We start from the raw sequence: 23,557 nt of genomic DNA on the forward strand, positions 1-23,557 counted from the left end.
CAGCGCCTAGAGGGATATGCCCAGCAGGGCGTCGACCGCGGTGGCCACCAGGGCGGGCGCGGCGGTGTCGTGGCCGCCGTACTCCAGCGCGTCGGTAGCCCAACCATCCACTGCGGCAAGCGCTTTGACGGTGTCCAGGTCATCGGCCAAGTAGCGGCGCAGTCGCCCGACGACATCGCCGGCGTCCGGGCCGGCGGGCAGGGCGGTCGCCGCACGCCAGCGCTCCAGCCGCGCTACGGCGTCGTGCAGCATTGCTTCGTCCCAGAACCGGTCACTGCGGTAGTGGCCGGCCAGCAGGCCCAGCCGGATCGCCGCCGGCTCGGTACCCTGGGCGCGCAGCTTGGACACCAGCACCAGGTTGCCGCGGCTCTTGGACATCTTGTGCCCGTCCCAGCCGATCATGCCGGCGTGCACGTAGTGCCGGGCGAATCGGCGCTCCCCGGTGAGGGATTCGCCGTGGGCGGCGGAGAACTCGTGGTGCGGGAAGATCAGGTCCGATCCGCCGCCCTGGATGTCGAGGCCGGTTCCGATGCGACTCAGGGCGATCGCGGTGCACTCGACGTGCCAGCCGGGGCGTCCGGCGCCGAACGGCGCGGGCCAGCTGGGTTCACCCGGCCGGGCGGCGCGCCACAGCAGGGCGTCCAGCGGGTCGGTCTTGCCGTCGCGGTCCGGGTCCCCGCCGCGCTCGCCGAACAACTCCAGCATGGTGGCGCGGTCCAGGCCGGACGCGTAGCCGAACTGATCGGTGGCGTCGGCGCGGAAGTAGACGTCCGGGTGCTCGCCCTCGACGATGTAGGCCGATCCGGCGGCCAGCATCTTTTCGACCACTTCTACTACTTCGTCTACGGCCTCGGTGACCGCGACGTAGTGCTGCGGCGGCAGCACCCGCAGCGCGGCCATGTCCGCCGCGAAGAGCTCCACCTGGCTGGCCGCCAGACTCTGCCAGTCCACACCGTCGCGGTCGGCGCGTTCGAGCAGCGGATCGTCGACGTCGGTGATGTTCTGCACGTAGTTCACCTGATGGCCCGCATCCAGCCAGAGCCGATGAATCAGGTCGAACACCAGGTAGGTGGCGGCGTGACCGAGATGGGTGGCGTCGTACGGGGTGATGCCGCAGACGTACATGGTGGCCGTCGGGCCCGGCGACACCGGGCGGATCTGCCGGTCGGCGGTGTCATACAGGCGCAGCGCCGGGCCGTGCCCGGGCAGGGCCGGAACAGCCGGCGCGGACCACGATTGCATGCCCTCGACTGTAAAGCCGCGCTCTACAGGACTGTCCGCCGCATCGCGTCCAGCAGGACCGGCGCCACCTCGGGCCGGCACATCAGCAGGTCGGGCAGGTAGGGGTCGGGGCGGTTGTAGCGCAGCGGCGACCCGTCGAGCCGGGTGGCGTGCAGGCCGGCCGCCTGCACCACGCCGGCTGGGGCCGCCGAGTCCCACTCCCACTGCCCGCCGGCGTGCAGGTAGGCGTCCACGTCACCGCGCACCACGGCCATCGCCTTGGCGCCCGCCGAACCCATCAGCACCGGCTCGACCGGCAGCACCGCCCGGATGAGGCGCACCACCGCGGGCATCCGGGTGGCGCTGACCGCGACCCGGATGGGGATCGGGGTGCCGGCCGGCTCGGCGCCCGAGGTGACCGTGTCGGTGCGGAAGACGACGTTGCCGCGCGCCGGCAGGGACACCGCGGCGTCGGTGATGGCGCCCGGGCCGGCGCCGTCGCGCTGCCACAGCGCGATGTGCACCGCCCAGTCGTCGCGTCCGGGGGTGGTGAACTCGCGGGTGCCGTCGAGCGGGTCGATGATCCAGACCCGGTCGGCGTGCAGCCGGGCCAGATCGTCGGGGGATTCCTCGCTGAGCACGGCGTCGTCCGGGCGGGCGTCCCGCAGCCGGTCGAGGATCAAGCGGTTGGCGCGCGCGTCACCGGCATCGCCGAGGCGCCACGGGTGGCCGAATCCCACCTCGTCGCGGACCTCCAGCAACAGCTTTCCGGCCTCGACTGCCAGTTCGGCGGCCAGCGCCGCGTCGGTCAGCGTCACGTGGGAAGTATCCCCGACCACGCCGGGGCGGCCGCCGCCGAGCCGGTCAGAACGCCGGCCACGGGATTGGCCGATCCGTGTTCGGGCCGGGCATCACCGGACGCTCCAGCAGGTCTGTCACCCGGCCACGCAGCGCGGCGATCTCGGCGAGGGTCAGATGCGGCTCCAGGGCCGCCGCCAGCGGGCCGTCCAACGCCTCGGCCAGCGCGGAGACCGCCTGCAGCGTCTCGTCGTCGACCGGTTTGCCGGCCCAGCCCCACAGCACGGTGCGCAACTTGTCGTTGGTGTGCAGGCACACCCCGTGGTCCACGCCGTAGACCATGCCGTCGGTGCCGCACAAGATGTGCCCGCCCTTGCGGTCGGCGTTGTTGATCACCACGTCGAAGACCGCGATGCGGCGCAGCCTGGTGTCGTCGGCGTGCACCAGCACGACCGGGTCGCCGGCGTAGTCGTAGGCCCGCAGCACCGACAGGTAGCCGGCCGGAATCTTGCCGACCGGGATCAGGTCGACCATGCCCGGCGTGGGTTCCGGATCGGGTTGGTCCACCCACAGCTGCGCCATTCCCGGGCCGGCCGGGCCATCGCGAATAATGGTGTAGGGCACCAGGTTCCAACCCAGCTCCACCGAGATCAGGTGTGCGGCGAGCTCACGACCGGCCAGGGTGCCGTCCGGGAAATCCCACAGCGGCTGCTCGCCGGTGATCGGCTTGTACACGCAGTGGACGCGGTGCTGCCCCAGTGCCGCCTCGCACAGGAAGGTGGCGTTGCTGGCCGAGCGGATGCGGCCCAGGATCTCCAACTCCCCGGAGCGCAACGCCTCCCGATCCTCAGAGCTCGGCGTCATCGGGCTCATCGTCGGGCCCGAAGGCGCCCCGCCGATAGCCGTTGGTGCGGACGCAGATGTGACCGGCCGGATCCAGCGGTTCGTCGCACAGCGGGCAGGGCGGGCGGCCCGCCGAGATGACCCGGTTGGAGCGGGTGGCGAATTGGCGCGCCGACTCCGGCGTCAGGAACACCCGCACCGCATCCGGGCCCTCCTCGGTGTCGTCGAGCACCACCGAGGCATCGAATTCGGTATCGCTGACCGCGAGCAGTTCGACCACCACGGTCTGCGCCTCGGAGTCCCAGCCCAGCCCCATGGTGCCGACCCGGAATTCAGCGTCCACGGGAGTCACCAGCGGGTTCAGGTCGTCGATCTCGTTGGGCTCGGGCGGTACGGGCGTACCGAAACGGCGATTGACCTCCAGCAACAGCGCACCGATCCGCTCGGCGAGCACCGCGACCTGCTGCTTTTCCAGCACCACCGAGACCACCCGCTCGTCGTGCACCGCCTGCAGGTAGAACGTGCGATTCCCGGGTTGGCCGACGGTCCCGGCCACGAAGCGGTCGGGAGTGCGGAAGACGTGGATTGCTCGGGACATGGCATCTCCAAAATACCGGCAGTCGGCAACCACACCGGGATCTGCGTGGACTAGGTGGTGGACCCGCCGACGACGGCGTCGCTCGACGAGCCGTCGGCGGGCGGCGAATCCTTGACGGCGGCGGCCAGCGAGGGCCCGGTGTGGTTGAGGTGGATAACGAACGGGCGCAACGGCGTGTAGCGGATCACGCTCGCCGAGGCCGGGTCGGCGATGATGCGCTGAAAACCGTCCAGGTGGACGCCGAGTGCGTCGGCGACGACGGCCTTGATGACGTCACCGTGGGTACAGGCCAGCCACAGCACGTCGCCGCCGTGCTGCTCGGCCAGCTGCCGATCATGGTCGCGGACCGCGGCGACCGCCCGGGCCTGCACCTGCGCCAAGCCCTCGCCGTCGGGGAACACCGCCGCGCTGGGCTGGGCCTGCACCACTCGCCACAACGGCTCGCCGGTCAGCTCGCTCATCTTGCGTCCGGTCCAGGCTCCGTAGTCGACTTCGGCGAGCCGGTCGTCGATCACCGGTTCCAGCTCGAGCGCGGCGGCTAGCGGTTCCAGGGTGCTGCGGCAGCGCAGCAGCGGTGAGCGCACCAGCGCTGTGATCGGCAGCCCGGCGAGCCGGTCGACGAGCCGTGCGGCCTGCTCGCGACCCTCCTCGTCGAGGTCGACGCCTTCGGAACGCCCGGCCAGCACGCCGGCGGTGTTGGCGGTGGAGCGGCCGTGCCGCAGCAGAATGACGGTCATGGCTGGGCCGCCAGCACGCCGGTGGCCAGCAGGACCAGGATCGTCGTTCCGGCCAGGACGCGATACCCGACGAACCAGTACATGCTGTGGGCGACCAGGAACCGCAGGAACCAGGCCACCGCCGCCCAGCCCACCGCGAAGGCGATCAGGGTGGCCACCAACAGTTGCGGCCCGCTGGCGCTCATCCCGGCGCCGGCGGGGTGAAACGCGTCGGGCAGCGAGAACAACCCGGAGGCGAACACCGCCGGAATGGCCAGCAGGAACCCGAAGCGGGCGGCCAGCTCCCGGTCCAGGCCGGCGAACAGGCCGGCGCTGATGGTCGCGCCGGACCGCGACACCCCGGGCACCAGCGCCAGGGTTTGCGCCGAGCCCACCAGGACGGCGTCACGCCAGGTCAGCTCCTTGGCGTGGCGAGTCTGCCGCCCGAAGTACTCGGCGGCGGCGATCACCGCCGAGAACACCACCAGCGCGGTGGCCACCACCCACAGGTTGCGGACCCCGGAGCGGATCTGGTCGGTGAACACCAGCCCCAGCACGCAGATCGGGATGGTGCCGATGATGACGTACCAGCCCATCCGGTAATCGGTTCGGCGGTCGGCGGCGAGCGGGGTCTTGGTCAGCGCCGACGCCACCCCGGACAGCCAGGCCGTGGCGATGCGCGCGATGTCCTTGGCGAAATAGACCAGCACGGCCACTTCGGTACCGAGCTGGGTCACCGCGGTGAACGAGGCTCCGGCGTCACCGGCGAAGAACAGCCGCGAGACCAGCGCCAGGTGTCCTGAGGACGAGACCGGCAGAAATTCGGTGAGCCCCTGGACTACCGCCAGGACGACGACCTGGGGCCATGACATCGCCGGCTCGAGTACCGACACGACCTCAGACACGTCAAAGACCGTACCGGCCGGGGCTCAGCGGGTCAGGTCGGCTACCACGTCACGGACCGCGGCGGTCAGGCTGCGCTCGTCGGCGAGGTCGATGTCGAACATCTTCCGGCTCGCGGTGGCCACCACGTCCTCGTCGTGCGGGACCGGGCACTGCAGCTGGGGCCGGTAGATGTCGACCACCAGTGATTGCTGCTCGACGCGGAAGGAGAAGCTGCGGCCGTCGCCGACCTCACCGAACCCGCTCGCGAACGCGCCGGTCCAGATCTCCTCGATGAAGAATTCTGAACATGCCAGTTGCCAGTCTTCGGCCACAGTCATGGCCGCGAGATTACACGTAAGCGAACTTATTGTGGCCGGGACATGCTGATCGGGCGTCAGCGCCATCCTTAGAATCGGGTTCGACCCCCGACCGCGACGAGTCAGAAGAGCTGCCCGTGCTGAAGCACTCCCCCCGCCGGCCTTTGCCGGGCCTGCTGTTCTCGCTGCTGCTTGCGCTCACCGCATGCTCGTCCAATCCCGTCACCGCGCCGCCGCCGACCATCCCGGCGGCACAACCCGCCGTCTCCCCCGCGGTGGCGGGGCGCCCGGCCGGCACGGTGCGGCCGCTGAGCGCCCCGGCCACCGGCGCGGTGTTCGACGCCGCCACCGGGCTGCTGGTGGTGCTGTGCCCCGGAGCCCACCCGCAAGCGCCCGCCACCGTCCATCTGGTCGGGGCACCCGGTCAGCCCGCCCTGGCGCTGCCGGGCCCGGCCACCGCGGTGACCGGCGACGGCGCCGGTGTCGCCTATCTGTCCGGCCGGGGCGGCTACTTCACCGTCGACCTGACCACCCGACGCATCGAACGAGTCGCCGTCGACGATGCCGCCGAAGCCGACTTCACCGCGATCGCGCGGCGCAGCGACGGCACCATGGTGCTGGGCACCGCCGACGGCGCGGTCCACACCCTGGCCCCCGGCGGCACCCGCACCGCCGAGCGGGCGAAGATCTTCGCCCGGGTCGACGAGCTTGTGACCCAAGGCGACACCGCCGTCGTGCTGGATCGTGGCCAAACGTCGGTGACCACCATCGGCGCCGACGGCAAGCCGCAGTACGCGCTGCGCGCCGGCCAGGGCGCGACGACGCTGGCGGCCGCGGCAGACGGGCCGGTGCTGGTGGCCGACACCCGCGGCGGCCAGCTGCTGGTCTACGGCGCCGACCCGCTGATCCTGCGGCAGGCCTACCCGGTGCCGCAGGCCCCCTACGGGGTGGCGGGCTCCGGGGGGTTCGCGTGGGTGTCGCAGACCGAAACAAACACCGTGGTCGGTTACGATCTGACCACCGGAATCCCCGTGGAGAAGGTTCGGTACCCGACCGTGCAGCAGCCCGACACCCTGGCCTTCGACGACAGGTCGGACACCTTGTACGTGGTGTCGGGCGCCGGAGCCGGGGTGCAGGTTATCGAGCATGCGGCGAGGCAACGTTGACCGCGCTGCGCTCGCATCGGCTGCCGCCGGGTTGGGACGGCGAACTGTCCGATGAATACGAATGGATTCCGCTGCGGCTGCCACCGGAGATCACCCGCATAGGTGCCTCGACCCGGTTGTCGATCGAGGCCGAATATCGAGGTTGGGAGCTGACCCGAGTGCGGTTGTACACCGATGGAAGCAGACGGGTGTTGTTGCGCCGCAAAAAGTCCCAGTTAAACGCGGTCAACGGCAACCGTTGCGTCGACCAGCCGGGGTTGTAGGCGGATGGGTTGGTACGGCGCACTGCGCCGCGCGCTGTTCCTGGTGCCCCCGGAACGCATTCACACCATCACGTTCGCCGCGTTGCGCGGTGCCACGGCGCCGTCGCCGGCCCGTCGGGTGCTGCGGCGCCGGCTGGCGCCCCGTGACCCGGTGCTGGCCAGCACGGTGTTCGGGGTGCACTTCCCTGGCCCGCTCGGGCTGGCGGCCGGGTTCGACAAGGACGGTGTCGGCCTGAAGACTTGGGGCGCACTGGGTTTCGGTTATGCCGAGGTGGGCACCGTGACGGCGGCGCCGCAACCCGGTAATCCTGCGCCGCGGCTGTTCCGACTCCCCGAGGACCGCGCCCTGCTCAACCGGATGGGGTTCAACAACCACGGGGCCGGCGCGCTGGCCGCCCGGCTGGCCCGGCAACACGCCGACGTGCCGATCGGGGTCAACATCGGCAAGACCAAGATCACCCCTGCGGAGGAGGCGGTCGCCGACTACCGCGCCAGCGCCCGGCTGCTCGCGCCGCTGGCCGCCTATCTGGTGGTCAACGTCAGCTCACCGAACACCCCGGGGCTGCGGGATCTGCAGGCAGTAGAAGCGCTGCGGCCCATCCTGGCCGCAGTGGGCGCCGAGACCAGCCGGCCGGTGCTGGTGAAGATCGCACCGGACCTGGCCGACGACGACCTCGACGCCGTCGCCGACCTCTGCGTGGAGCTGGGGCTGGCCGGCATCGTGGCCACCAACACCACCGTTTCCCGCGACGGGCTGGCCACCCCGGGCGTGGCCGACCTCGGGCCGGGCGGTATCTCCGGTCCGCCGGTGGCCCGCCGGGCCCTCGAGGTGTTGCGGCGGCTGTACGCCCGCGTCGGTGACCGATTGACCCTGATCAGCGTTGGCGGGATCGAGACCGCCGACGACGCCTGGGAGCGGATCACCGCCGGCGCCTCGCTGCTGCAGGGCTACACCGGCTTCATCTACGGCGGTGGCCTGTGGGCTCGCAACATCCACGACGGCCTGGCCCAGCGGTTACGTGACGGCGGGTTCGCGTCGTTGGCTGAGGCCGTCGGAAGCGCGGCCAAGTAACCGCGAGCGGGGATTCGCTACTTCTGTTCGTAGGTGCCGACGATCACCGCACGGGCGATCGCCTGCATGAATAGGTTGAACCCCAGGTAGGCGGGGCTGGCGTCCTCGGCCAGCTCCAGCTTCTCCACCTTCACCGCGTGCACCGCGATGTAATACCGGTGCGGGCCATGGCCGGCCGGCGGCGCGGCACCCACGTAGCGGCGCATCCCCGCGTCGTTGACCAGGGTCAGCGCATCACCGGGGAGCAGGCTGCCGTCGCCGACACCCTCCGGCAGCTCAGTGCAGGTGGCCGGCAGGTTGGCGACCGCCCAGTGCCAGAACCCGGATGCCGTCGGCGCGTCGGGGTCATAGACGGTGACCGCGAAGCTGCGGGTCTCCTCCGGGAAGCCCGACCAGCTCAGCTGCGGGCTGGCGTCCTGGCCTCCGGCGCCCATGATTCCGCTGACCTGCGCGGTGGCCAGCGGTTGGCCGTCGGTGACCGACGTGGAGGTGAGCGTGAACGTCGGCAGCTTGGGCAGGGCGGCGTAGGGGTCGGGGGCTGTGGTCATAACTGGTCCTCTCGTTTCAATCAACAGTGTGTCAGGAAGTGTTCGAGTACCCGGGTGCCGAACTTCAGCGCGTCGACCGGAACGCGTTCGTCGACACCGTGGAACAGCGCGGAGAAGTCGAGATCCGGCGGCAGGCGTAGCGGGGCGAAACCGAAGCACCGAATACCCAACTGGGCGAACGCTTTTGCGTCCGTTCCGCCGGAGAGCATGTAGGGCACGGTACGGGCGTCGGGGTCGCAGAACAGCAGCGCGGCGTTCATCGCCTCCACCAGGTCGCCATCGAAGGTGGTCTCGACCGGCGGCAGGTTGGCGATCCATTCCCGGGTCACGGCCGGACCGATCAGTTCGTCGACTTCGGCTTCGAACGCCGCCTGGCGCCCGGGCAGCACCCGGCAGTCCAGCACCGCCTCCGCCGTCGCGGGGATGACGTTGGCCTTGTAGCCGGCCTGCAGCATGGTCGGGGTGGCGGTGTCACGCAGGGTGGCGTTGACGATGCGGGCGATCGGCCCGAGTTTCTCGATCATCCCTTCCAGGTCCGGCGAGTCGACGTCGATGGCGTGGCCGGTTTCGTCGCTGACCGCGGCCAAGAACTGCTCGACGGACTCGGTGAGCACCAGCGGGAACCGGTGTCGGCCCAGCCGCGCCACCGCCTCGGCCACGGTGGTGACGGCGTTGTCGTCATTAACCATCGAGCCGTGCCCGGCGCGGCCATGGGCCCGCAGCCGCATCCAGCACAACCCCTTCTCGGCGGTCTCGATCAGATACAGCCGGCGCTCCCCGCCGTCGCGGCGCGGCACGGTCAGCGAGAAACCGCCGACCTCACCGATCGCTTCGGTGACGCCGGCGAACAGGTCCGGCCGGTTTTCCACCAGCCAGTGCGCGCCGTACTTGCCGCCGGCCTCTTCGTCGGCGAGGAAGGCGAACACCAGATCCCGCGGCGGCACGATGCCGGCGCGGGCCAACTTCCTGGCCACCGCGATCATCATCCCGACCATGTCTTTCATGTCGACCGCGCCGCGGCCCCACACGTAGCCGTCGGTGATCGCACCGGAGAACGGGTGCACGCTCCACTCGCTGGGCTCGGCGGGCACCACGTCGAGGTGGCCGTGGATCAGCAGCGCGCCGCGGCTCGGGTCGCTGCCCGCCAGGCGGATGAAGACGTTGCCACGGCCGGGCGCGCCAGACTCGACGTACTCGGTCTGGTAACCAGCCTCCTCGAGCTGCGCGGCGACCCACCGGGCGCACTCCGCCTCGCCCTTGGTCGTCTCGGGCTCACCGGTGTTGGTGGTGTCGAAACGGATGAGGGTGCTGACCAGTTCGACGACCTCGTCGACTGCGTCACCGGCAGGATCGGGGCTGACCGTCACAGTTACCTTTCCTACCACTTCCGCGAGCGGGCCCTCCGACGACAGTTGCGCGGGCTGGGTTTGGGTCCGGCGATCGGCATCCGTTAGCCTTAGCTGCCCGGCTGGTCCGGGTCGGTCCGAGTGGCGGAATGGCAGACGCGCTAGCTTGAGGTGCTAGTGCCCTATTAATGGGCGTGGGGGTTCAAGTCCCCCCTCGGACACAATTAGGTCAGCTAAAGAAATTGGCAAGGCCTCGACCTCCGCGAGGTCACCAAAGCCGACGTATACATCGGCGAGGTGCTCGCCGCGCACCTGACCCGCGAGCGTGGAGATGCCGTCAGCTTCGATTATGTGGCCGAAGAACCTGGCGAAGGCCGTGTACGAAATCGATCGGTTTCCTGGTCGATGCTGCGGTCCGGCAAGTATCCGGTCATCACCGCCGGAGGGGCCGTTCCACCCTTTTTCGCCGGACTCTTGCCCGAGGGTGTTCGACTCGGCGTCGTCACCTCATCAACAAAAACATCGGCAGATGACCATCTGACCTTGCTGCTCGCGATCGGCGCTGACACCCTCGGCAACATTCGGGTATTGCCGGCCGGCGTACCTCCCCTGCTGCCACCGCCGCTATTCGAGCCGGAGCGAGACAACGACTTTCACGTAGTCTTTGCGAAGCTGACGGGTTCTATCGAGGCCGACCCCGTTGGTTGGGCAGGAGTCCAACCCAAAGTCGGTGCTGGCGTGATCTCGACTGCGTCGTAGGCTCGATGGGGAGATGACTCAACCAGGCGCCTGGACCCATACGGCGGCTCGCACGTTCCGCGACCGCCACGACGCCGGCCGGTTTCTGGCCGAACAGCTGGCCGAATTCCGCCGCGCCGATAATCTGCTGGTGCTGGCCCTGCCCCGCGGTGGCGTGCCGGTCGGATGGGAGGTCGCGGCCGCCTTGCAGGCACCGCTAGATGTGTTCCTGGTCCGCAAACTCGGTGTGCCGCGGTGGCCGGAACTGGCGATGGGCGCGTTGGCCAGCGGTGGGCTGGTGGTGCTGAACGATCACGTGGTCGCCGACCTCGGCATCAGCAGCGAGGCGCTGCAGTCGGTGGTCGACCGCGAGTCAGCCGAGTTGCAGCGGCGGGAACGCGCCTACCGCGGTGATCGGCCGCCCGCCCACCTGCACGGCAGGGTGGTGATCGTGGTCGACGACGGGATCGCGACCGGCGCGAGTGTGCTCGCAGCGGTACGAGCGGTCCAGGCAGCCGAACCGGCCCGGACCGTCGTCGCGGTACCGGTGGGCCCACTCTCGGCGTGCCGCAAGATCGCCCAGGAGGCCGACGAGGTCGTATGCGCGACGATGCCCGCCGCGTTCGACGCGGTCGGGCAGAGCTACATCGACTTTCGTCAGGTCACCGACGACGAAGTCCGCGACCTGCTGGCCACGCCGACCACCGTGGCCGGCTAGCTAGTCGGCCGGATGCGGCACGGGCTCGTCGGTGTTGTCCTCGACCGCCACGCCGTCGTAGTCCTCGATGGCCTCGGGGTCAACGGTTTCCGCCGCCTCGGTCGTGCCGTCGTCGATGTCGTTGTCGGCGTCGATGAAAGCCTCGGAGTCGTCGGGGCCTTCAGCCGCGTCCGGGACCTCATCCGGCGCCGCCGCCGGGCTGTTTTGGCGCCGTTCCCGCAACGCGTCCACGATCAGTAACAGCACGCCCAGCAAGCTCGCCCCGATACAGACCCATGCCACCAGCGCATTACTGGTGACCACAGCGAATACCAACGCAGCAAGTCCTATTGCCGCCAATACCAGCGCGATGATCAGCATCGACTCACCTCCCACCCGACGAGCAGATTACCCGATTCCGCCGTGCCGGTTCGGTTCCGCCGGTCAGTTGGTGCCGCGGTTGAAATGGTTGAACCCGCCGCCGTCGCTGGTCGCGCTGGTGTCGACCGGTGCCGCCGATCCGCGTTGGCCCAACTCCTCGAGCTGGGATTCCAGGTAGGTCTTGAGTCGGGTGCGGTATTCCCGCTCGAAGGTACGCAGCTGCTCCAACCGGCCTTCCAGCACGGTGCGCTGCTGGTTGATCGTGCCCATGATCTCGGAGTGCTTGCGCTCGGCGTCGGCCTGCAGTGCGTCGGCCTTCTCCTGGGCCTGGCGCAGCTGGGTCTCCGAGCGCGTCTGAGCGTCGGCCAGCATGGCGTCGGCCCGCTGCCGGGCCTCGGCAACCGTCGTCTCCGCGGTTTGCCGGGCTTCGCTGACGATCTGGTCGGCGTTGGCACGGGCGTCGGCCATCAGCTTCTCGGACTCGGCCCGGGCGGTGCCGGTCAGCCGGTCGGCGGTGTCCTGGGCCAGGCTCAGCACCCGCGCCGCCTTGAGGGCCTGCTCTTCGGTGGCCGGCTCCGGTGCGGCCGGCTGTGGCGGAGGCGGCGCCGCCGGCTCCGGGGACGGCTCGTAGACCGGGATCGCGGTGGTGGCCTGCGCACCTCCACCGGCGCGGGCGGCAGCCAGCTCCTGGTCGAGCTCGCTGACCCGCTGCCGCAGGTCGGCGTTCTCCTCGATGAGCCGCGTCAGCTCGGTCTCCACCAGGTCGAGAAAGGCGTCGACCTCGTCCTCGTTGTAGCCGCGTTTCCCGATCGGCGGTTTGCTGAACGCGACGTTGTGTACGTCTGCCGGTGTTAGTGGCATCGTCTGCCCCCTTGGTCAGGTAGGTAGCACCGATCGGGCAAGGTTAGGTCGACCGGGAATACGCTAGCCGTGTTGTAACTGCCGCCCATCCTGTCACATCAGACGCTGTGCTCGGCAATGAGAAGCATATTAAGAGTGAATTTCAAATTGCTGCCACAGAAATCACGTTCGGGCAAACATCGCTGGTGGCTCATCGCTATCCCGCCGATGAACCGCGCCGCGAACACGAGTCGCCCCGCGGGGTACCGGGCCGAGCGCCGTGGTCGTATTATTCACAACACCTACCCGTAAATATTGACGGCAGGTGGCCGCCAGCCGGCGCAGGCGATGACCGATCGGAAGGAAACCCGAGGATGACAATCAATGACGTGGTCGTGGCGACCAGCGCGGCGGATTCGGCGGCGGTCGACGAGGTGCGGTCGCGCTATGCCGAGCTGCTCGGGCGCCAGGCCGCACTCGGGGCAGCGGTGTTCGCCGCGGTCGGGACGGCCGGCCCGGGCTTCGACGACGCCCACCGCGCGGTCCAGGCCTTCATCGAGCAAGGGGTGCACCCGCAACTGCGGGCCGCGGTGGAGCTGATCTACCCGGCTTCGGCCGGCGTCGAACGGTCCCGGCTACTCGTCGAGGGCCTGCTCGGCGAGACCCAGTTGATCGAGCAGGCCACGGCGCGCATCGTCCGCGACACCGACCGGGTGCAGATCGCCGCGCATGTCGAGGCGCTGCGGGTGCTGCTGGAGGCCCTGCTGGGCAAGGTCGCTGACCTGCTGCTGCCCGCGCTCGCCGAGGCCAGCGGAGTCTCACTGGCCGATCTGACCGCCCAGCTGCCAGCGGTCCCCTCCGAGCTGGCCCAGCCCGGCCAGGCCGGCGGCGGCCACGGCCACGGCCACGGCCACGGTCACGGCCATGGCGGGTGCGGCTGCGGCGAAGAGGACGAGGAGATGCCCGAGCTCGACGTGCGCGAGATTCCGCACGCGATCCGGCACGCGACGGTGTTCGGGGCCTTCGACGCGGTCCCGGTCGGCGGCTCGATGCTGCTGGTGGCGCCGCACGACCCGATTCCGCTGCTGCACCAGCTCGCCGAGCGCAGCGGCGGCAGGATCGCGGTCGCTTACGAGGAGCGCGGCCCGGAGGCGTGGCGGCTGCGGCTCACCCGGGTCTGAGGCCCGGCCAGGGCTGTTATGCGGCGTGCTGCAGCGCCAGTTCCATCCCGACGAACGCGATCAGCAGCAGCACCATGATCGACAGGTCGATGCGCACTGCGCCGATGGTCAATTGCGGGATCAGGCGCCGCAGCAGCTTCACCGGTGGATCGGTGATGCTCATGATCAGCTCCAAGATCACCACGGTGGCGCCGCGCGGGTGCCAGTCCCGGCTGAACGAGCGGATGAATTCGATGACGATCCGGGCGATCAGCAACAGCCAGAAAACGAACAGCGCGATACCGAGAATCGTGAAGAACAGCGCCAACGGAATGCGACCTTACTGACGAGGGTGTGCCCGCATCAGCATCGCGCTGACCGGCCCGACTGTCGTCCCAGCCTACCGATAGGCGTAGAAGCCGGTTTCGGCGATCCGCCGACGCTCCTCGGGCGACACGTCCACGTCGGCCGGCGAGAGCAAAAACACCTTCGTCGCGACCTTGTCGAACGAGCCGCGCAGGGCGAAGGCGAGGCCCGCCGCGAAGTCGACCAGCCGCTTGGCGTCGGCGTTATCCATCGACACCAGGTCCATGATCACCGGGGTGCCGTCGCGGAACCGCTCGCCGATGGTGCGGGCCTCGCTGTAGTCCTTGGGGCGCAACGTGGTGATCTTCGACAGCGGGCTGCTCTCGTCGAACATCATCGCCATCCGGCGCGGGTCCATCGCCAGCGCACCGCGGGTCGAACCGCGCAGCGAGGCGAAACGCGAGCGTTCGAAGTCGCGGGGCCGGTCGAAATCGCGGCCCCGATACCGCGGCTCGTCCTCGTAGCCGCCCCGGTACCCGCCCGGCGCCTCGTCGTAGTCGCGGTCGTCGAACCGATCGTCGTAGCGGCCCTCGGAACGACCCGCGACGCGGTCAAAGACGTCCGCCCGGGGTGAGTAGTCGCGCGACGAGGCGCGGTCATCGCCGTCGTCGTAGTAGTCGTCGTCGTAGTCCTCCATTGGAGCCATCCCGAAGTAGGCCTTGACCTTGTGGAGTGTGCTCATCCTTGGACCCTTCTCTGATGACTGTGATGAAGGTGTGACTGAAGTGACTAATAACGGTGACGGTAACGGCCGAGGACGCCTTGGCGTGGCAACGACACGCGGACAGGCGCAACCCGTTTCATTCCAGCCACACCAGCGAGGCGAGCCGGCCGGTGCGTCCGTCCCGGCGGTGGCTGAACAGGTTCGCATCCGCCGCCGTGCAGCGCGGGTCGACGTCGATCGCTTCGACACCCAATCCCTTTAATTGCCGGGCGATTCCGGCTCGCAGGTCCAGTCCGGGCGTGCCGGCCGAGGTGCGCGTGCGACTGCCCGGCAGGGCCGCCTCGACCTCGTCAGCCATCGCGGCGGGCACCTCGTAGTGGGGCCCGCTGACCGCCGGGCCCAGCAGCACCGAGATGTCGCCGGCCTGCGCACCCGCCGCGAGCATGCCCTCCAACGCCCGAGCCACCACGCCGTGCTGCGCGCCGACCCGGCCGGCGTGCACCGCAGCGACCACCCCCGCGCGCGCATCGGCCATCAGCACCGGGACGCAGTCGGCGGTCACCACCACCATCGCCAGCCGGGGCACGGTAGTGATCAGCGCGTCGGTCGCCTCCAGGGCGGTGTCGCGGGGGCCGTCGACGAATTCCACGTGATCGCCGTGCACCTGGTTCATCCACACCAGGCGATCGGGACCCAGGCCGGTGGCCTTAGCCAACCGGGATCGGTTGGCCGCCACCGCTTTCGGGTCGTCGCCGACGTGATCGCCCAGGTTGAAGCTGTCGAACGGAGGCTTCGACACCCCACCGGCTCGGGTGGTCGCCACCCGCCGGACGCGAAAGCTCACGCCATCAACCCGCGATGGTCGCAAGAGCGCGGAGCCGGGCGAAGTGGGCCATCGCCATGGACTCAGTGGCGCATGAACGGCGGGACGTCGACGTCGTCATCGTCGCAGCCGTCGTCACCGTTGCGGCCGCCGCCGACGCTGACCGTCGCACCGTTGGTGGGGGCGGGCACGCTCACCGCGTCGACCGGGTCGAACAGCGACGAGGTGACCTTGCCGGCCTGCCCGGGGGCCACCGCGTGCCGGGCCTGACCGGGGGCGCCGGTCACCGGCTTGCGGCCTGAGCCGGCCGAGTCGAAGCCGGCCGCGATCACCGTGACCCGGACCTCGTCGCCGAGCGAGTCGTCGATCACGGTGCCGAAGATGATGTTGGCCTCGGGGTGTGCGGCGTCCTGCACCAGCGAGGCCGCCTCGTTGATCTCGAACAACCCCAGGTCGCTGCCGCCGGCGACCGACATCAGCACGCCCTGGGCGCCCTCCATCGAGGCCTCCAGCAGCGGGGAGTTGATCGCGATCTCGGCGGCCTTGAGCGCACGCCCATCGCCGCGCGACGACCCGATGCCCATCAGCGCGGTGCCCGCACCGCTCATAATGCCTTTGACGTCGGCGAAGTCGACGTTGATCAGCCCCGGGGTGGTGATCAGGTCGGTAATGCCCTGGACCCCGTTGAGCAGCACCTCGTCGGCGCTGCGGAAGGCGTCCATCAGCGAGACCTGCGCGTCGCCCATCTGCAGCAACCGGTCGTTGGGGATCACGATCAGGGTGTCGCAACTCTCCCGCAGCGCGGCGATGCCCAATTCCGCTTGGTTGCCGCGCCGCTTGCCCTCGAAGGAGAACGGCCGGGTGACCACTCCGACGGTCAGTGCCCCCAATTTGCGCGCGATGGTGGCGACCACCGGTGCGCCGCCGGTGCCGGTGCCGCCGCCCTCGCCGGCGGTGACGAACACCATGTCGGCACCGCGCAGCAGTTCCTCGATCTCGTCCTTGGCGTCTTCGGCGGCCCGGCGGCCCACTTCGGGGTCCGCGCCGGCACCGAGGCCGCGGGTGGAGTCCCGGCCGACGTCGAGCTTGACGTCGGCGTCGCTCATCAACAATGCCTGGGCGTCGGTGTTGATCGCGATGAACTCAACGCCCTTGAGGCCCTGCTCGATCATCCGGTTGACGGCGTTGACGCCGCCACCACCGATACCCACGACTTTGATGACTGCCAGATAGTTGTGCGGTGGGGTCATCGTTCGTCTTCCTCCCTGGTGGGATTGGATTCCTCTTGGGCCTATCTGCGGAACTTCCGGAGCTGCCGTGGTGTTATTGACCCTGGCCAAACCCTCAACCTCAACCACAGGCTTAGAGTTATGTCAAGTTGTTCCGTGTAACCGCCACAGTAGGGCCGCCGCGCCCGTCAACAGCGCCGACGCGCCGAGACACGCCGGGCGAGTTTTCCTGGCCGGCCCCGCCTCTCGCCGCGCCGAACGTGAAGGCAGCTTCCGTTCCAGACCCCGAGCGTGAAGCTAGCTTCACGTTGGGCGAGGGGCCGCGCGATGCGGACTAGCGCACGGTCGGCAGGTCCGGACTCGACACGTCGTAGGTGTGCCCGGGCTGGGTGAGCAACGCCGCGAGTTTCTGGGCCTTCTCCGCGGTGCGATCGGTGCTGCCCCAGACCACTACCCTGCCGTCGGTCAGGGTCAGGGTGATCGAGGCGACCGACGGGGCGGCTACCCGGCTGACCTGCCCGGCGACCTCCGGGGCCAGCGCGGTCATCACCTGCAGCGCGGCCCGGCTGGCCGGGTCCGTCGGCCCGGGGTTGTCGACGTCGAAGATCGGCAGCATCGCCGTTGGCGCCGCCGTCGCGAAGTCGACCCCGTCCCGGTCGAACAGGTGCGGACCGTCCGGAAAGTCCTTGTACACCACCGCGACCCGCTCGATCACCGAGATACCCAGCGCCGATGGGTACTGCCGCTGTACCCGGGCGCTGGCCACCCGCCGGATGGTGGCGACCCGCTCGGCGACACCGCCGGTGTCGACCTGCAGCAGCGGCGTGCCCAACTGCACCTTGGCGACGTCGAGCACCTCTTCGCGCGTCACCGCCGCGATCCCGGTCACCTCGATGTCGCGCACCGACATCACCGGCGTGAAGTACAGGACCAGCCCGAGCCCGACGACGACAACCACGGTGAGGAAGGTGGCCAGCGCCATCTTCAGGCCCCGCACCGTGCCGCGCGGAACACCTTTGGCCGGCTCGCCGGAACCGGTGCGCAGCCGCCGCTTGGCTTCCCGGCGGGCCTGTTCGATCGCCTCGGCGCGGGCCTGCGCCGCGCGCCGCTCGGCCCGTTCCCGCCGCGCCCGCCGCCGCGGACCCTCGACTTCGGCCGGTTCCTCGGATTGCTCACCGGGTGCTTCGGTGACGTCGGGATCTCCGGCGTCTTCGGTGCCTTCGGTCCCTTCGGTGATAGTGATGTCTTCCGTGTTCTCGCCCGCGCCGACCTCCACCGGGTCATCCGCTGGTACATCCGGGGTTTCAGGTGGCTCGCTCACAGCACGCCCGGGCGGCCGGGAAAGGTCCGGGCGGCCCGCGCCCGCAGCGCGGTCACGATCTCCGGGCCCAGCAGGGTCACATCGCCGGCGCCCATGGTGACGATCACGTCACCGGGACCGGCAGCCGCGGCCACCGCTTCGGGCACCGCGGCGAAATCCGGTAGGTAATGCACCGGCACACTCACGTGCTCGGCGACGCTGGCCCCGCTCACGCCGGGCAACGGCTGCTCGCGCGCACCGTAGACGTCGAGCACGAAAACCTCGTCAGCGCCGTCCAGCGAGTGACCGAACTCGGCGGCGAAAGCCTTTGTCCGCGAGTACAAATGCGGCTGGAACACCACCAGGCTACGGCCCATCCCGCGTTCGGACAGCAGGGCGCGCACGGCGGTCAGGGTCGCGGCGACCTCGGTGGGATGGTGCGCATAGTCGTCGAAGACCTGCACCGAATCGCCGTTGCCGGCCGAGCCCACCAGCTCGAACCTGCGCCGTACCCCGTCGAACCCGGCCAGGCCGTCGAGCACCGCATCCAGCGGCGCGCCGACCTCGATCGCGGCCAGCAGCGCCCCCAACGCGTTGAGGGCCATGTGCCGCCCGGGCACTGCCAGCCGCATCGCCGCGCGGCGCGTCGATCCGGCCAGCGCGATCTCGGCGACCGCACCGGTGCCCTGCTGCTCCCAACTCAGCAGGGACCCGGCCAGCTCTGGCCGTCCGGGGCCCTCGGAGCCATAGCGCAGCACTCGGATGCCCTGTGCCGCAGTGCGATCAGCCAGCTCAGCGGCACCGGGATCGTCCACGCACACCACCACTGCCCCACCCGGCGTGATGCGCTCCACGAACGAGTCGAACACCTGGGTGTAGGCCTCGGCGCTGCCGAAGAAGTCGAGATGATCGGCTTCGATGTTGGTCACCACCGCGACGTTGGGGGTGTACTCCAGCAGCGAGCCGTCGCTCTCGTCGGCCTCGGCGACGAAGAACGGTCCGCTGCCGTGGTGGGCGTTGGTGCCCGCTTCGGCACCGGCAGAACCCAATTCGCCCCCGACCGCGAACGACGGGTCCAGCCCGCAGTGCTGCAGCGCGACCACCAGCATCGAGGTGGTAGTGGTCTTGCCGTGAGTGCCGGTGATCATCAGCGTGGTGCGCCCGGCCATCAGCTTGGCCAGCACCGCGGGCCGCAGCACCACCGGGATGCCGCGGCGGCGGGCCTCGACGAGTTCGGGGTTGGTCTTGGGGATCGCCGCGTGGGTGGTGACCACCGTGGTGACGCCGCCCGGCAACAGATCCAGGGCCGAGGCGTCGTGGCCGATCCGGACCTGTGCGCCGCGGGCCCGCAGCGCATGCGTGCCGCGGGACTCCTTGGCATCCGATCCGGACACCATGCCGCCGCGGTCCAGCAGGATGCGGGCGACGCCGGACATGCCCGCTCCCCCGATACCGACCATGTGCACCCGGCTCAGCTCCGGCGGCAGTTGTTCGGCACTCATCCCGGCCTCCCCGACCGCGCGGCAACCGCGACCTCCAGCGCGACGGACGCCACCCGCCGCGCCGCCTCGGGGTGCCCGGCCAGGGCGGCCGCACTCGTCATCGCCGCCAGCCGCGCCTCGTCGACGAGCAGCCCGGCGACCGTTCCGGCCACGAAATCCGGGGTCAGCGCGGCGTCGTCGACCAGCAGCCCGCCGCCGGCGTCGACCACCGGCAGCGCGTTGAGCCGCTGCTCTCCGTTGCCGATCGGCAGCGGCACATACACCGCCGGCAACCCGACCGCCGACACCTCGGCGACCGTCATCGCCCCCGACCGGCAGATCGCCAGGTCGGCGGCCGCGTACGCCAGGTCCATCCGGTCCAGATAGGGCACCGCGACATAGGGCGGATCGCCCGGACCGGGCTCGGGCAGGTCCAGGGTGTTTTTCGGCCCGTGCGCATGCAGCACCGAAACCCCGGCTGCGGCAAGGTGTTTGGCTGCTGCGGCTACGGCCTGGTTGATCGATCGGGCACCCTGGGAGCCGCCGAACACCAGCAGCACCCGGGCGTCATCGGCGAAGCCGAAGTGGGCGCGGGCCGCCGAGCGCAGCGCCGCCCGGTCCAGTGTGGTGATCGCTGCCCGGACCGGCACCCCGACCACCTCCGGGCGCGCCAGCCCGCAATCGGCGACGGCCGAGAGCACCCGCTGTGCGCTGCGGGCCCCGACCCGGTTGGCCAGTCCGGCGCGCGCGTTGGCTTCGTGGATGACCACCGGGACCCGGCCGCGGGCGGCCAGGTACGCCGGCAGCGCCACATAACCGCCGAATCCGATCACCACGTCGGCCTGCACGGCGCGCAGCACCGCCCCGGTCTCCCGGACCGCCCGCAGCACCCGCAGCGGCAACCGGGCCAGATCGGCGTTGATCTTGCGGGGTAACGGCACCGGGGTGATCAGCTCCAGGTCGTAACCGCGCGCGGGCACCAGTCTGTTCTCCAGGCCGCGGGTGGTGCCCAAGGCGGTGATCCGGATGCGCGCGTCCAGTGCGCTCAGCGCGTCGGCGACGGCCATCGCGGGCTCGACGTGGCCGGCGGTACCCCCGCCGGCCAGGACCACCGAGATCGGCGCACCGCGGTCCGGCTTGCTGACCGAGTCGTTCACGCCGCTAATGCTGACCTTCCAATGTGCGTGCGCGCCCGCCGGTCGGACGCCTCCATTTTGCCCTGCGCGAACCGCACCCCGACTCGCCGCCCGGTTAGGCGTCTGCTGGGGCCGCCCGGTGGCGCGCCGGGGCCCGGCCGGTTGCGGCCTCGACCGCAGCCGGTCGCGCAGCGCCTCGATCCGGGTCGGGGTGTAGGGCTCCGGTAGCGGCAGCCGCAGGATCCGGTTCATCCGGTCGTCGGCGCCGGCGCGCAGCGCGGCAACGGCCTCCGGTTCGTGCCGGGCCGCGTTGGCCATGATGCCGATCATGAACAACGTTGTGGCCGTGGATGTTCCACCAGCTGAGATCAGCGGCAACTGGATGCCGGTGACCGGCAGCAGACCGATCACGTAGCCGACGTTGATGAACGACTGGCCGATCACCCACATCGTGGTGGTGGCGGTCAGCAGCCGCAGGAACGGGTCGGCGGAGCGCCTGGCGATGCGCATGCCGGTGTAGGCGAACAACCCGAACAGTGCCAGCAACCCGAACCCGCCGATGAAGCCGAGCTCCTCACCGATAATGGCGAAGATGAAGTCGTTGTGCGCGTTGGGCAGATAGTTCCACTTGGCAGTGCCCTGGCCCAGCCCGTCACCGAAGATCCCGCCGTTGGCCAGCGCGAACTTCGCCTGCCGGGCCTGGTAGCCGGCGCCTTGCAGGTCGGCGTCGGGGTCCAGCCAGGACCGCACCCGGTCGGAGCGGTAGCCCTCGGTCACCGCCATGATCGCGGCGGCGGCGACGATGGCGGCCAGTGAGGTGGTGAAGACCCGCAACGGCAGGCCGGCGTACCACAGCAGCGCCAGCAGGATGATGCCCAGCGAGACCGTCTGGCCCAGGTCGGGTTGGATGACGATCAGCACCAGGGCGACCCCCGCCGCCGGCACCAGCGGGACCAGCATCTCGCTCAGCGTCGCGCGCTCCATGCGCCGGGCCGCCAGCAGGTGTGCACCCCAGATGGCGAAGGCGATCTTGGCCAGCTCCGAGGGCTGCATGGAGAAGCCGGAGATGACGAACCAGCCCCGCGAACCGTTGGACAGGGTGCCGATGCCGGGAATCAGCACCAGCACCAGCAGCACGATGGTGAAGGCGTAGCCGGCAAAAGCCATGCGGCGCATGAACCGTACCGGCATCCGCAGCGCCACGTAGCAGCCGAACAGCCCGATCACCGTCCACAGCACCTGCTTGCCGAAGATTCGCCACGCCGAACCGTCGACACCGTAGGACTCCACTCCCGATGCGGACAGCACCATGATCAATCCGAGCGTGGTCAGCAGGGCGGCGACCGCGACGATCAGGTGAAACGAGGTCATGGGCCGGCCCAGCCAGGCGCCGAAGCGCGTGCGTGGCTCGGTCTTGACCGGCTTTTCGGCGGTGGTCTCTGCGGTGGCGTCCGCCCCGTCGGCGGCGGCAGCGCGCGGCCGCCGCCATGCCAGCAGGCCGATCACACCGACCCTGCCGCGGATCGCGCGGCGGCCGCGAACGCGTCGCCCCGGGCGGCGTACCCGGAGAACTGGTCGAACGATGCCCCCGCCGGGGCCAGCAGCACCGTGTCGCCGGGCCGAGCCAGGCTGCGGGCGACATTCACCACCGCCGTCATCACCCGGGCACTCAGCGACTCATCAGACCCATCAGCTACTTGCACAACACGAGTAACTGGAGACACGGCAGTATCACCCATATCAATATCCTCGCCCGTCACAACGTGGACAACGGGGACATCCGGTGCGTGTCGTGATAACGCGTTGGCAACCTCGCCGCGATCGCGGCCGATCAGCACCGCCCCGGCCAGGTGGCCGGCGATCCTGGCGACGGTCGCGTCGACCGAGGCGCCCTTGAGCAGTCCGCCGGCCACCCAGACCACCCGCGGATAGGCCAGCACCGACGCCTCGGCCGCGTGCGGGTTGGTGGCCTTGGAGGCGTCGACGTAGCTGATGCCGTCGGCGACGACGACCAGTTCGGCACGATGCCGACCGACCTGGAACGCGGCCAGCGCCTCGGCGATCGCCGTCGGCGGCACCTCCACGCTGCGGGCCAATGCGGCCGCGGCCAGCGCATCCAAGATCCCGACCGGTCCGGGCACCGGTATCGACGCCACCGACGCAAGGACCAGCTCTCCGGCGCCGGCCGGGCCGAAGGCCCTGTCGACCAACATGCCGTCGACGACCCCGAGCTCGCCGGCTTTCGGCTCACCGAGCCGGAAGCCCGCCTTGACCGCGGCCGGGGCCGAACCCAACAGCGCGGCCGCGCGGGCGTCGTCCATGCCGACCACCGCGACCCGGCCGGCGAGCGCGCGGGCCTTGTCGGCGGTGTAGGCGGCCATGCTGCCGTGCCAGTCCAAGTGGTCTTCGGCGATGTTGAGCACCACGCCGGCCTCCGGGCGCAGCGACGGCGCCCAGTGCAACTGGAAACTGGACAGTTCGACGGCCAGCAGTTCGGCCGGCTCCCCCAGCACATCCAGCACGGGGCTGCCGATGTTGCCGCACAACTGGGCGCGCCGGCCCGCCGCGCACAGCATGGCGTGCAGCATCGACGTCGTGGTGGTCTTGCCGTTGGTGCCGGTGACCACCAGCCAGCGCCGCGGCGGCCCGTAGTGGCCGGCCGCGTCCAGGCGCCACGCCAATTCGACGTCGCCCCAGATGGGTACGCCCGCGCCGGCTGCCGCAGCCAGCACCGGGGTGCTCGGCGCAAACCCGGGGCTGGTGACCACCAGGGTGTAGTCGGCGACGCGCGCCGCGGCCTGCGCCGGGCTGGCCGTGCTGACCTCGGCGTACCGGCGCAGCGCGGCCGGGTCGTCGTCGCAGAGCGTGACCTCCAGCCCCAGCGGCGCCAGCGCGCCCAGCACCGCCCGGCCGGTCACCCCGGCGCCGGCGACGAGCACCCGCGCGCCGGGCTCCAGCTCGGTCAGCAC

The 23,557-nt window shown here is 70.2% G+C and carries 25 protein-coding genes and 1 tRNA gene; 7 read left to right on the forward strand and 19 right to left on the reverse strand.

The window, feature by feature from the left end:
* Positions 1-6 precede the first annotated feature (6 nt).
* The 7 genes from mshC to A5771_RS14700 are packed head-to-tail and all read right to left on the reverse strand — an operon-like array spanning position 7 to position 5,399.
* Entirely contained in the window at positions 7-1,242 is a 1,236-nt protein-coding gene (mshC, locus tag A5771_RS14670) for a cysteine--1-D-myo-inosityl 2-amino-2-deoxy-alpha-D-glucopyranoside ligase (protein ID WP_064855936.1), read from the reverse strand.
* A 23-nt stretch (positions 1,243-1,265) separates the two neighbouring features.
* Positions 1,266-2,039, reverse strand: coding sequence for a 3'(2'),5'-bisphosphate nucleotidase CysQ (locus A5771_RS14675; protein ID WP_082947237.1), 774 nt, complete (start codon positions 2,037-2,039; stop codon positions 1,266-1,268).
* A gap of 46 nt (positions 2,040-2,085) precedes the next feature.
* Positions 2,086-2,883: an SCO1664 family protein gene (locus tag A5771_RS14680; protein WP_064855938.1), complete on the reverse strand. Its 798-nt coding sequence runs from the start codon at positions 2,881-2,883 to the stop codon at positions 2,086-2,088.
* Positions 2,867-3,460, reverse strand: coding sequence for a DUF3090 domain-containing protein (locus A5771_RS14685; protein WP_064855939.1), 594 nt, complete (start codon positions 3,458-3,460; stop codon positions 2,867-2,869). Before A5771_RS14685 ends, A5771_RS14680 begins: the two co-directional genes overlap by 17 nt.
* Before the next feature lie 50 nt (positions 3,461-3,510).
* A complete protein-coding gene (locus A5771_RS14690; protein WP_064855940.1) occupies positions 3,511-4,197 on the reverse strand; it encodes a histidine phosphatase family protein in 687 nt (228 codons plus the stop codon).
* On the reverse strand, positions 4,194-5,048 hold the full coding sequence (locus A5771_RS14695) for an undecaprenyl-diphosphate phosphatase (RefSeq protein WP_064855986.1): 855 nt from the start codon (positions 5,046-5,048) through the stop codon (positions 4,194-4,196). Before A5771_RS14695 ends, A5771_RS14690 begins: the two co-directional genes overlap by 4 nt.
* Before the next feature lie 57 nt (positions 5,049-5,105).
* Positions 5,106-5,399: a hypothetical protein gene (locus A5771_RS14700; protein ID WP_064855941.1), complete on the reverse strand. Its 294-nt coding sequence runs from the start codon at positions 5,397-5,399 to the stop codon at positions 5,106-5,108.
* Between the two features lie 119 nt (positions 5,400-5,518).
* Between A5771_RS14700 and A5771_RS14705 the strand changes: the two genes are divergently transcribed.
* The 3 genes from A5771_RS14705 to A5771_RS14715 are packed head-to-tail and all read left to right on the forward strand — an operon-like array spanning position 5,519 to position 7,879.
* Positions 5,519-6,544 (forward strand): YncE family protein, encoded by a 1,026-nt coding sequence (locus tag A5771_RS14705; RefSeq protein ID WP_064855987.1) that lies wholly within the window; start codon positions 5,519-5,521, stop codon positions 6,542-6,544.
* Complete coding sequence (locus tag A5771_RS14710; protein WP_064855942.1) at positions 6,541-6,807, forward strand: DUF5703 family protein; 267 nt, start codon at positions 6,541-6,543, stop codon at positions 6,805-6,807. Before A5771_RS14705 ends, A5771_RS14710 begins: the two co-directional genes overlap by 4 nt.
* A gap of 4 nt (positions 6,808-6,811) precedes the next feature.
* Positions 6,812-7,879 (forward strand): quinone-dependent dihydroorotate dehydrogenase, encoded by a 1,068-nt coding sequence (locus A5771_RS14715; RefSeq protein WP_064855943.1) that lies wholly within the window; start codon positions 6,812-6,814, stop codon positions 7,877-7,879.
* Positions 7,880-7,896: 17 nt separating this feature from the next.
* On the opposite strand, the gene A5771_RS14720 is transcribed toward A5771_RS14715, so the two are convergent.
* Positions 7,897-8,427: a YbhB/YbcL family Raf kinase inhibitor-like protein gene (locus A5771_RS14720; protein ID WP_064855944.1), complete on the reverse strand. Its 531-nt coding sequence runs from the start codon at positions 8,425-8,427 to the stop codon at positions 7,897-7,899.
* 20 nt (positions 8,428-8,447) lie between these two features.
* A complete protein-coding gene (locus A5771_RS14725; protein ID WP_064855945.1) occupies positions 8,448-9,794 on the reverse strand; it encodes a M20/M25/M40 family metallo-hydrolase in 1,347 nt (448 codons plus the stop codon).
* A gap of 114 nt (positions 9,795-9,908) precedes the next feature.
* Between A5771_RS14725 and A5771_RS14730 the strand changes: the two genes are divergently transcribed.
* The 3 genes from A5771_RS14730 (at position 9,909) to A5771_RS14740 (ending at position 11,229) form a co-directional block, all read left to right on the forward strand.
* Positions 9,909-9,994: transfer RNA gene (locus A5771_RS14730), tRNA-Leu, on the forward strand.
* Positions 9,995-10,061: 67 nt separating this feature from the next.
* Entirely contained in the window at positions 10,062-10,532 is a 471-nt protein-coding gene (locus A5771_RS14735) for a HipA N-terminal domain-containing protein (protein WP_267887471.1), read from the forward strand.
* 13 nt (positions 10,533-10,545) lie between these two features.
* Positions 10,546-11,229: a phosphoribosyltransferase gene (locus A5771_RS14740; protein WP_064855946.1), complete on the forward strand. Its 684-nt coding sequence runs from the start codon at positions 10,546-10,548 to the stop codon at positions 11,227-11,229.
* Here the strand turns inward: A5771_RS14740 and A5771_RS24545 are convergent, their stop codons facing one another.
* Both A5771_RS24545 and wag31 read right to left on the reverse strand, forming a co-directional pair.
* Complete coding sequence (locus A5771_RS24545) at positions 11,230-11,589, reverse strand: hypothetical protein (protein WP_064855988.1); 360 nt, start codon at positions 11,587-11,589, stop codon at positions 11,230-11,232. It lies immediately after the preceding gene.
* Positions 11,590-11,652: 63 nt separating this feature from the next.
* Positions 11,653-12,450 carry a DivIVA-like cell division protein Wag31 gene (gene wag31 / locus A5771_RS14750; RefSeq protein WP_064855947.1) on the reverse strand — a complete coding sequence of 266 codons (798 nt, stop codon included), beginning with the start codon at positions 12,448-12,450 and terminating at the stop codon, positions 11,653-11,655.
* Positions 12,451-12,803: 353 nt separating this feature from the next.
* Here wag31 and A5771_RS14755 point away from each other — a divergent pair, with 353 nt between their 5' ends.
* Positions 12,804-13,610: a DUF2249 domain-containing protein gene (locus A5771_RS14755; RefSeq protein WP_064855948.1), complete on the forward strand. Its 807-nt coding sequence runs from the start codon at positions 12,804-12,806 to the stop codon at positions 13,608-13,610.
* A gap of 16 nt (positions 13,611-13,626) precedes the next feature.
* Here A5771_RS14755 and A5771_RS14760 read toward each other — a convergent pair whose 3' ends face one another.
* The 8 genes from A5771_RS14760 to murD all read right to left on the reverse strand — a co-directional run bounded on the left by A5771_RS14760 (position 13,627) and on the right by murD (position 23,545).
* Positions 13,627-13,917 carry a YggT family protein gene (locus tag A5771_RS14760; RefSeq protein ID WP_019735026.1) on the reverse strand — a complete coding sequence of 97 codons (291 nt, stop codon included), beginning with the start codon at positions 13,915-13,917 and terminating at the stop codon, positions 13,627-13,629.
* A gap of 72 nt (positions 13,918-13,989) precedes the next feature.
* Positions 13,990-14,637, reverse strand: coding sequence for a cell division protein SepF (locus tag A5771_RS14765; protein ID WP_064855949.1), 648 nt, complete (start codon positions 14,635-14,637; stop codon positions 13,990-13,992).
* A 118-nt stretch (positions 14,638-14,755) separates the two neighbouring features.
* A complete protein-coding gene (pgeF, locus tag A5771_RS14770; RefSeq protein WP_064855950.1) occupies positions 14,756-15,463 on the reverse strand; it encodes a peptidoglycan editing factor PgeF in 708 nt (235 codons plus the stop codon).
* Positions 15,464-15,525: 62 nt separating this feature from the next.
* Complete coding sequence (gene ftsZ / locus A5771_RS14775; RefSeq protein WP_064855951.1) at positions 15,526-16,692, reverse strand: cell division protein FtsZ; 1,167 nt, start codon at positions 16,690-16,692, stop codon at positions 15,526-15,528.
* Positions 16,693-17,005: 313 nt separating this feature from the next.
* The gene (locus A5771_RS14780; protein WP_082947238.1) at positions 17,006-17,992 is read right to left on the reverse strand and encodes a cell division protein FtsQ/DivIB; all 987 of its coding nucleotides are present in this window, start codon (positions 17,990-17,992) and stop codon (positions 17,006-17,008) included.
* Positions 17,989-19,473 carry a UDP-N-acetylmuramate--L-alanine ligase gene (gene murC, locus A5771_RS14785; RefSeq protein ID WP_064855952.1) on the reverse strand — a complete coding sequence of 495 codons (1,485 nt, stop codon included), beginning with the start codon at positions 19,471-19,473 and terminating at the stop codon, positions 17,989-17,991. The genes A5771_RS14780 and murC overlap by 4 nt, the downstream gene beginning before the upstream one ends.
* Positions 19,470-22,094: a putative lipid II flippase FtsW gene (gene ftsW / locus A5771_RS24655; RefSeq protein ID WP_428844411.1), complete on the reverse strand. Its 2,625-nt coding sequence runs from the start codon at positions 22,092-22,094 to the stop codon at positions 19,470-19,472. The genes murC and ftsW overlap by 4 nt, the downstream gene beginning before the upstream one ends.
* Positions 22,091-23,545: a UDP-N-acetylmuramoyl-L-alanine--D-glutamate ligase gene (gene murD, locus A5771_RS14795; protein ID WP_082947244.1), complete on the reverse strand. Its 1,455-nt coding sequence runs from the start codon at positions 23,543-23,545 to the stop codon at positions 22,091-22,093. Before murD ends, ftsW begins: the two co-directional genes overlap by 4 nt.
* Between the last annotated feature and the right edge of the window lie 12 nt (positions 23,546-23,557).

It is taken from the genome of Mycolicibacter sinensis (assembly GCF_001667375.1).
Taxonomy (GTDB): Bacteria; Actinomycetota; Actinomycetes; order Mycobacteriales; family Mycobacteriaceae; genus Mycobacterium; species Mycobacterium sinense_A.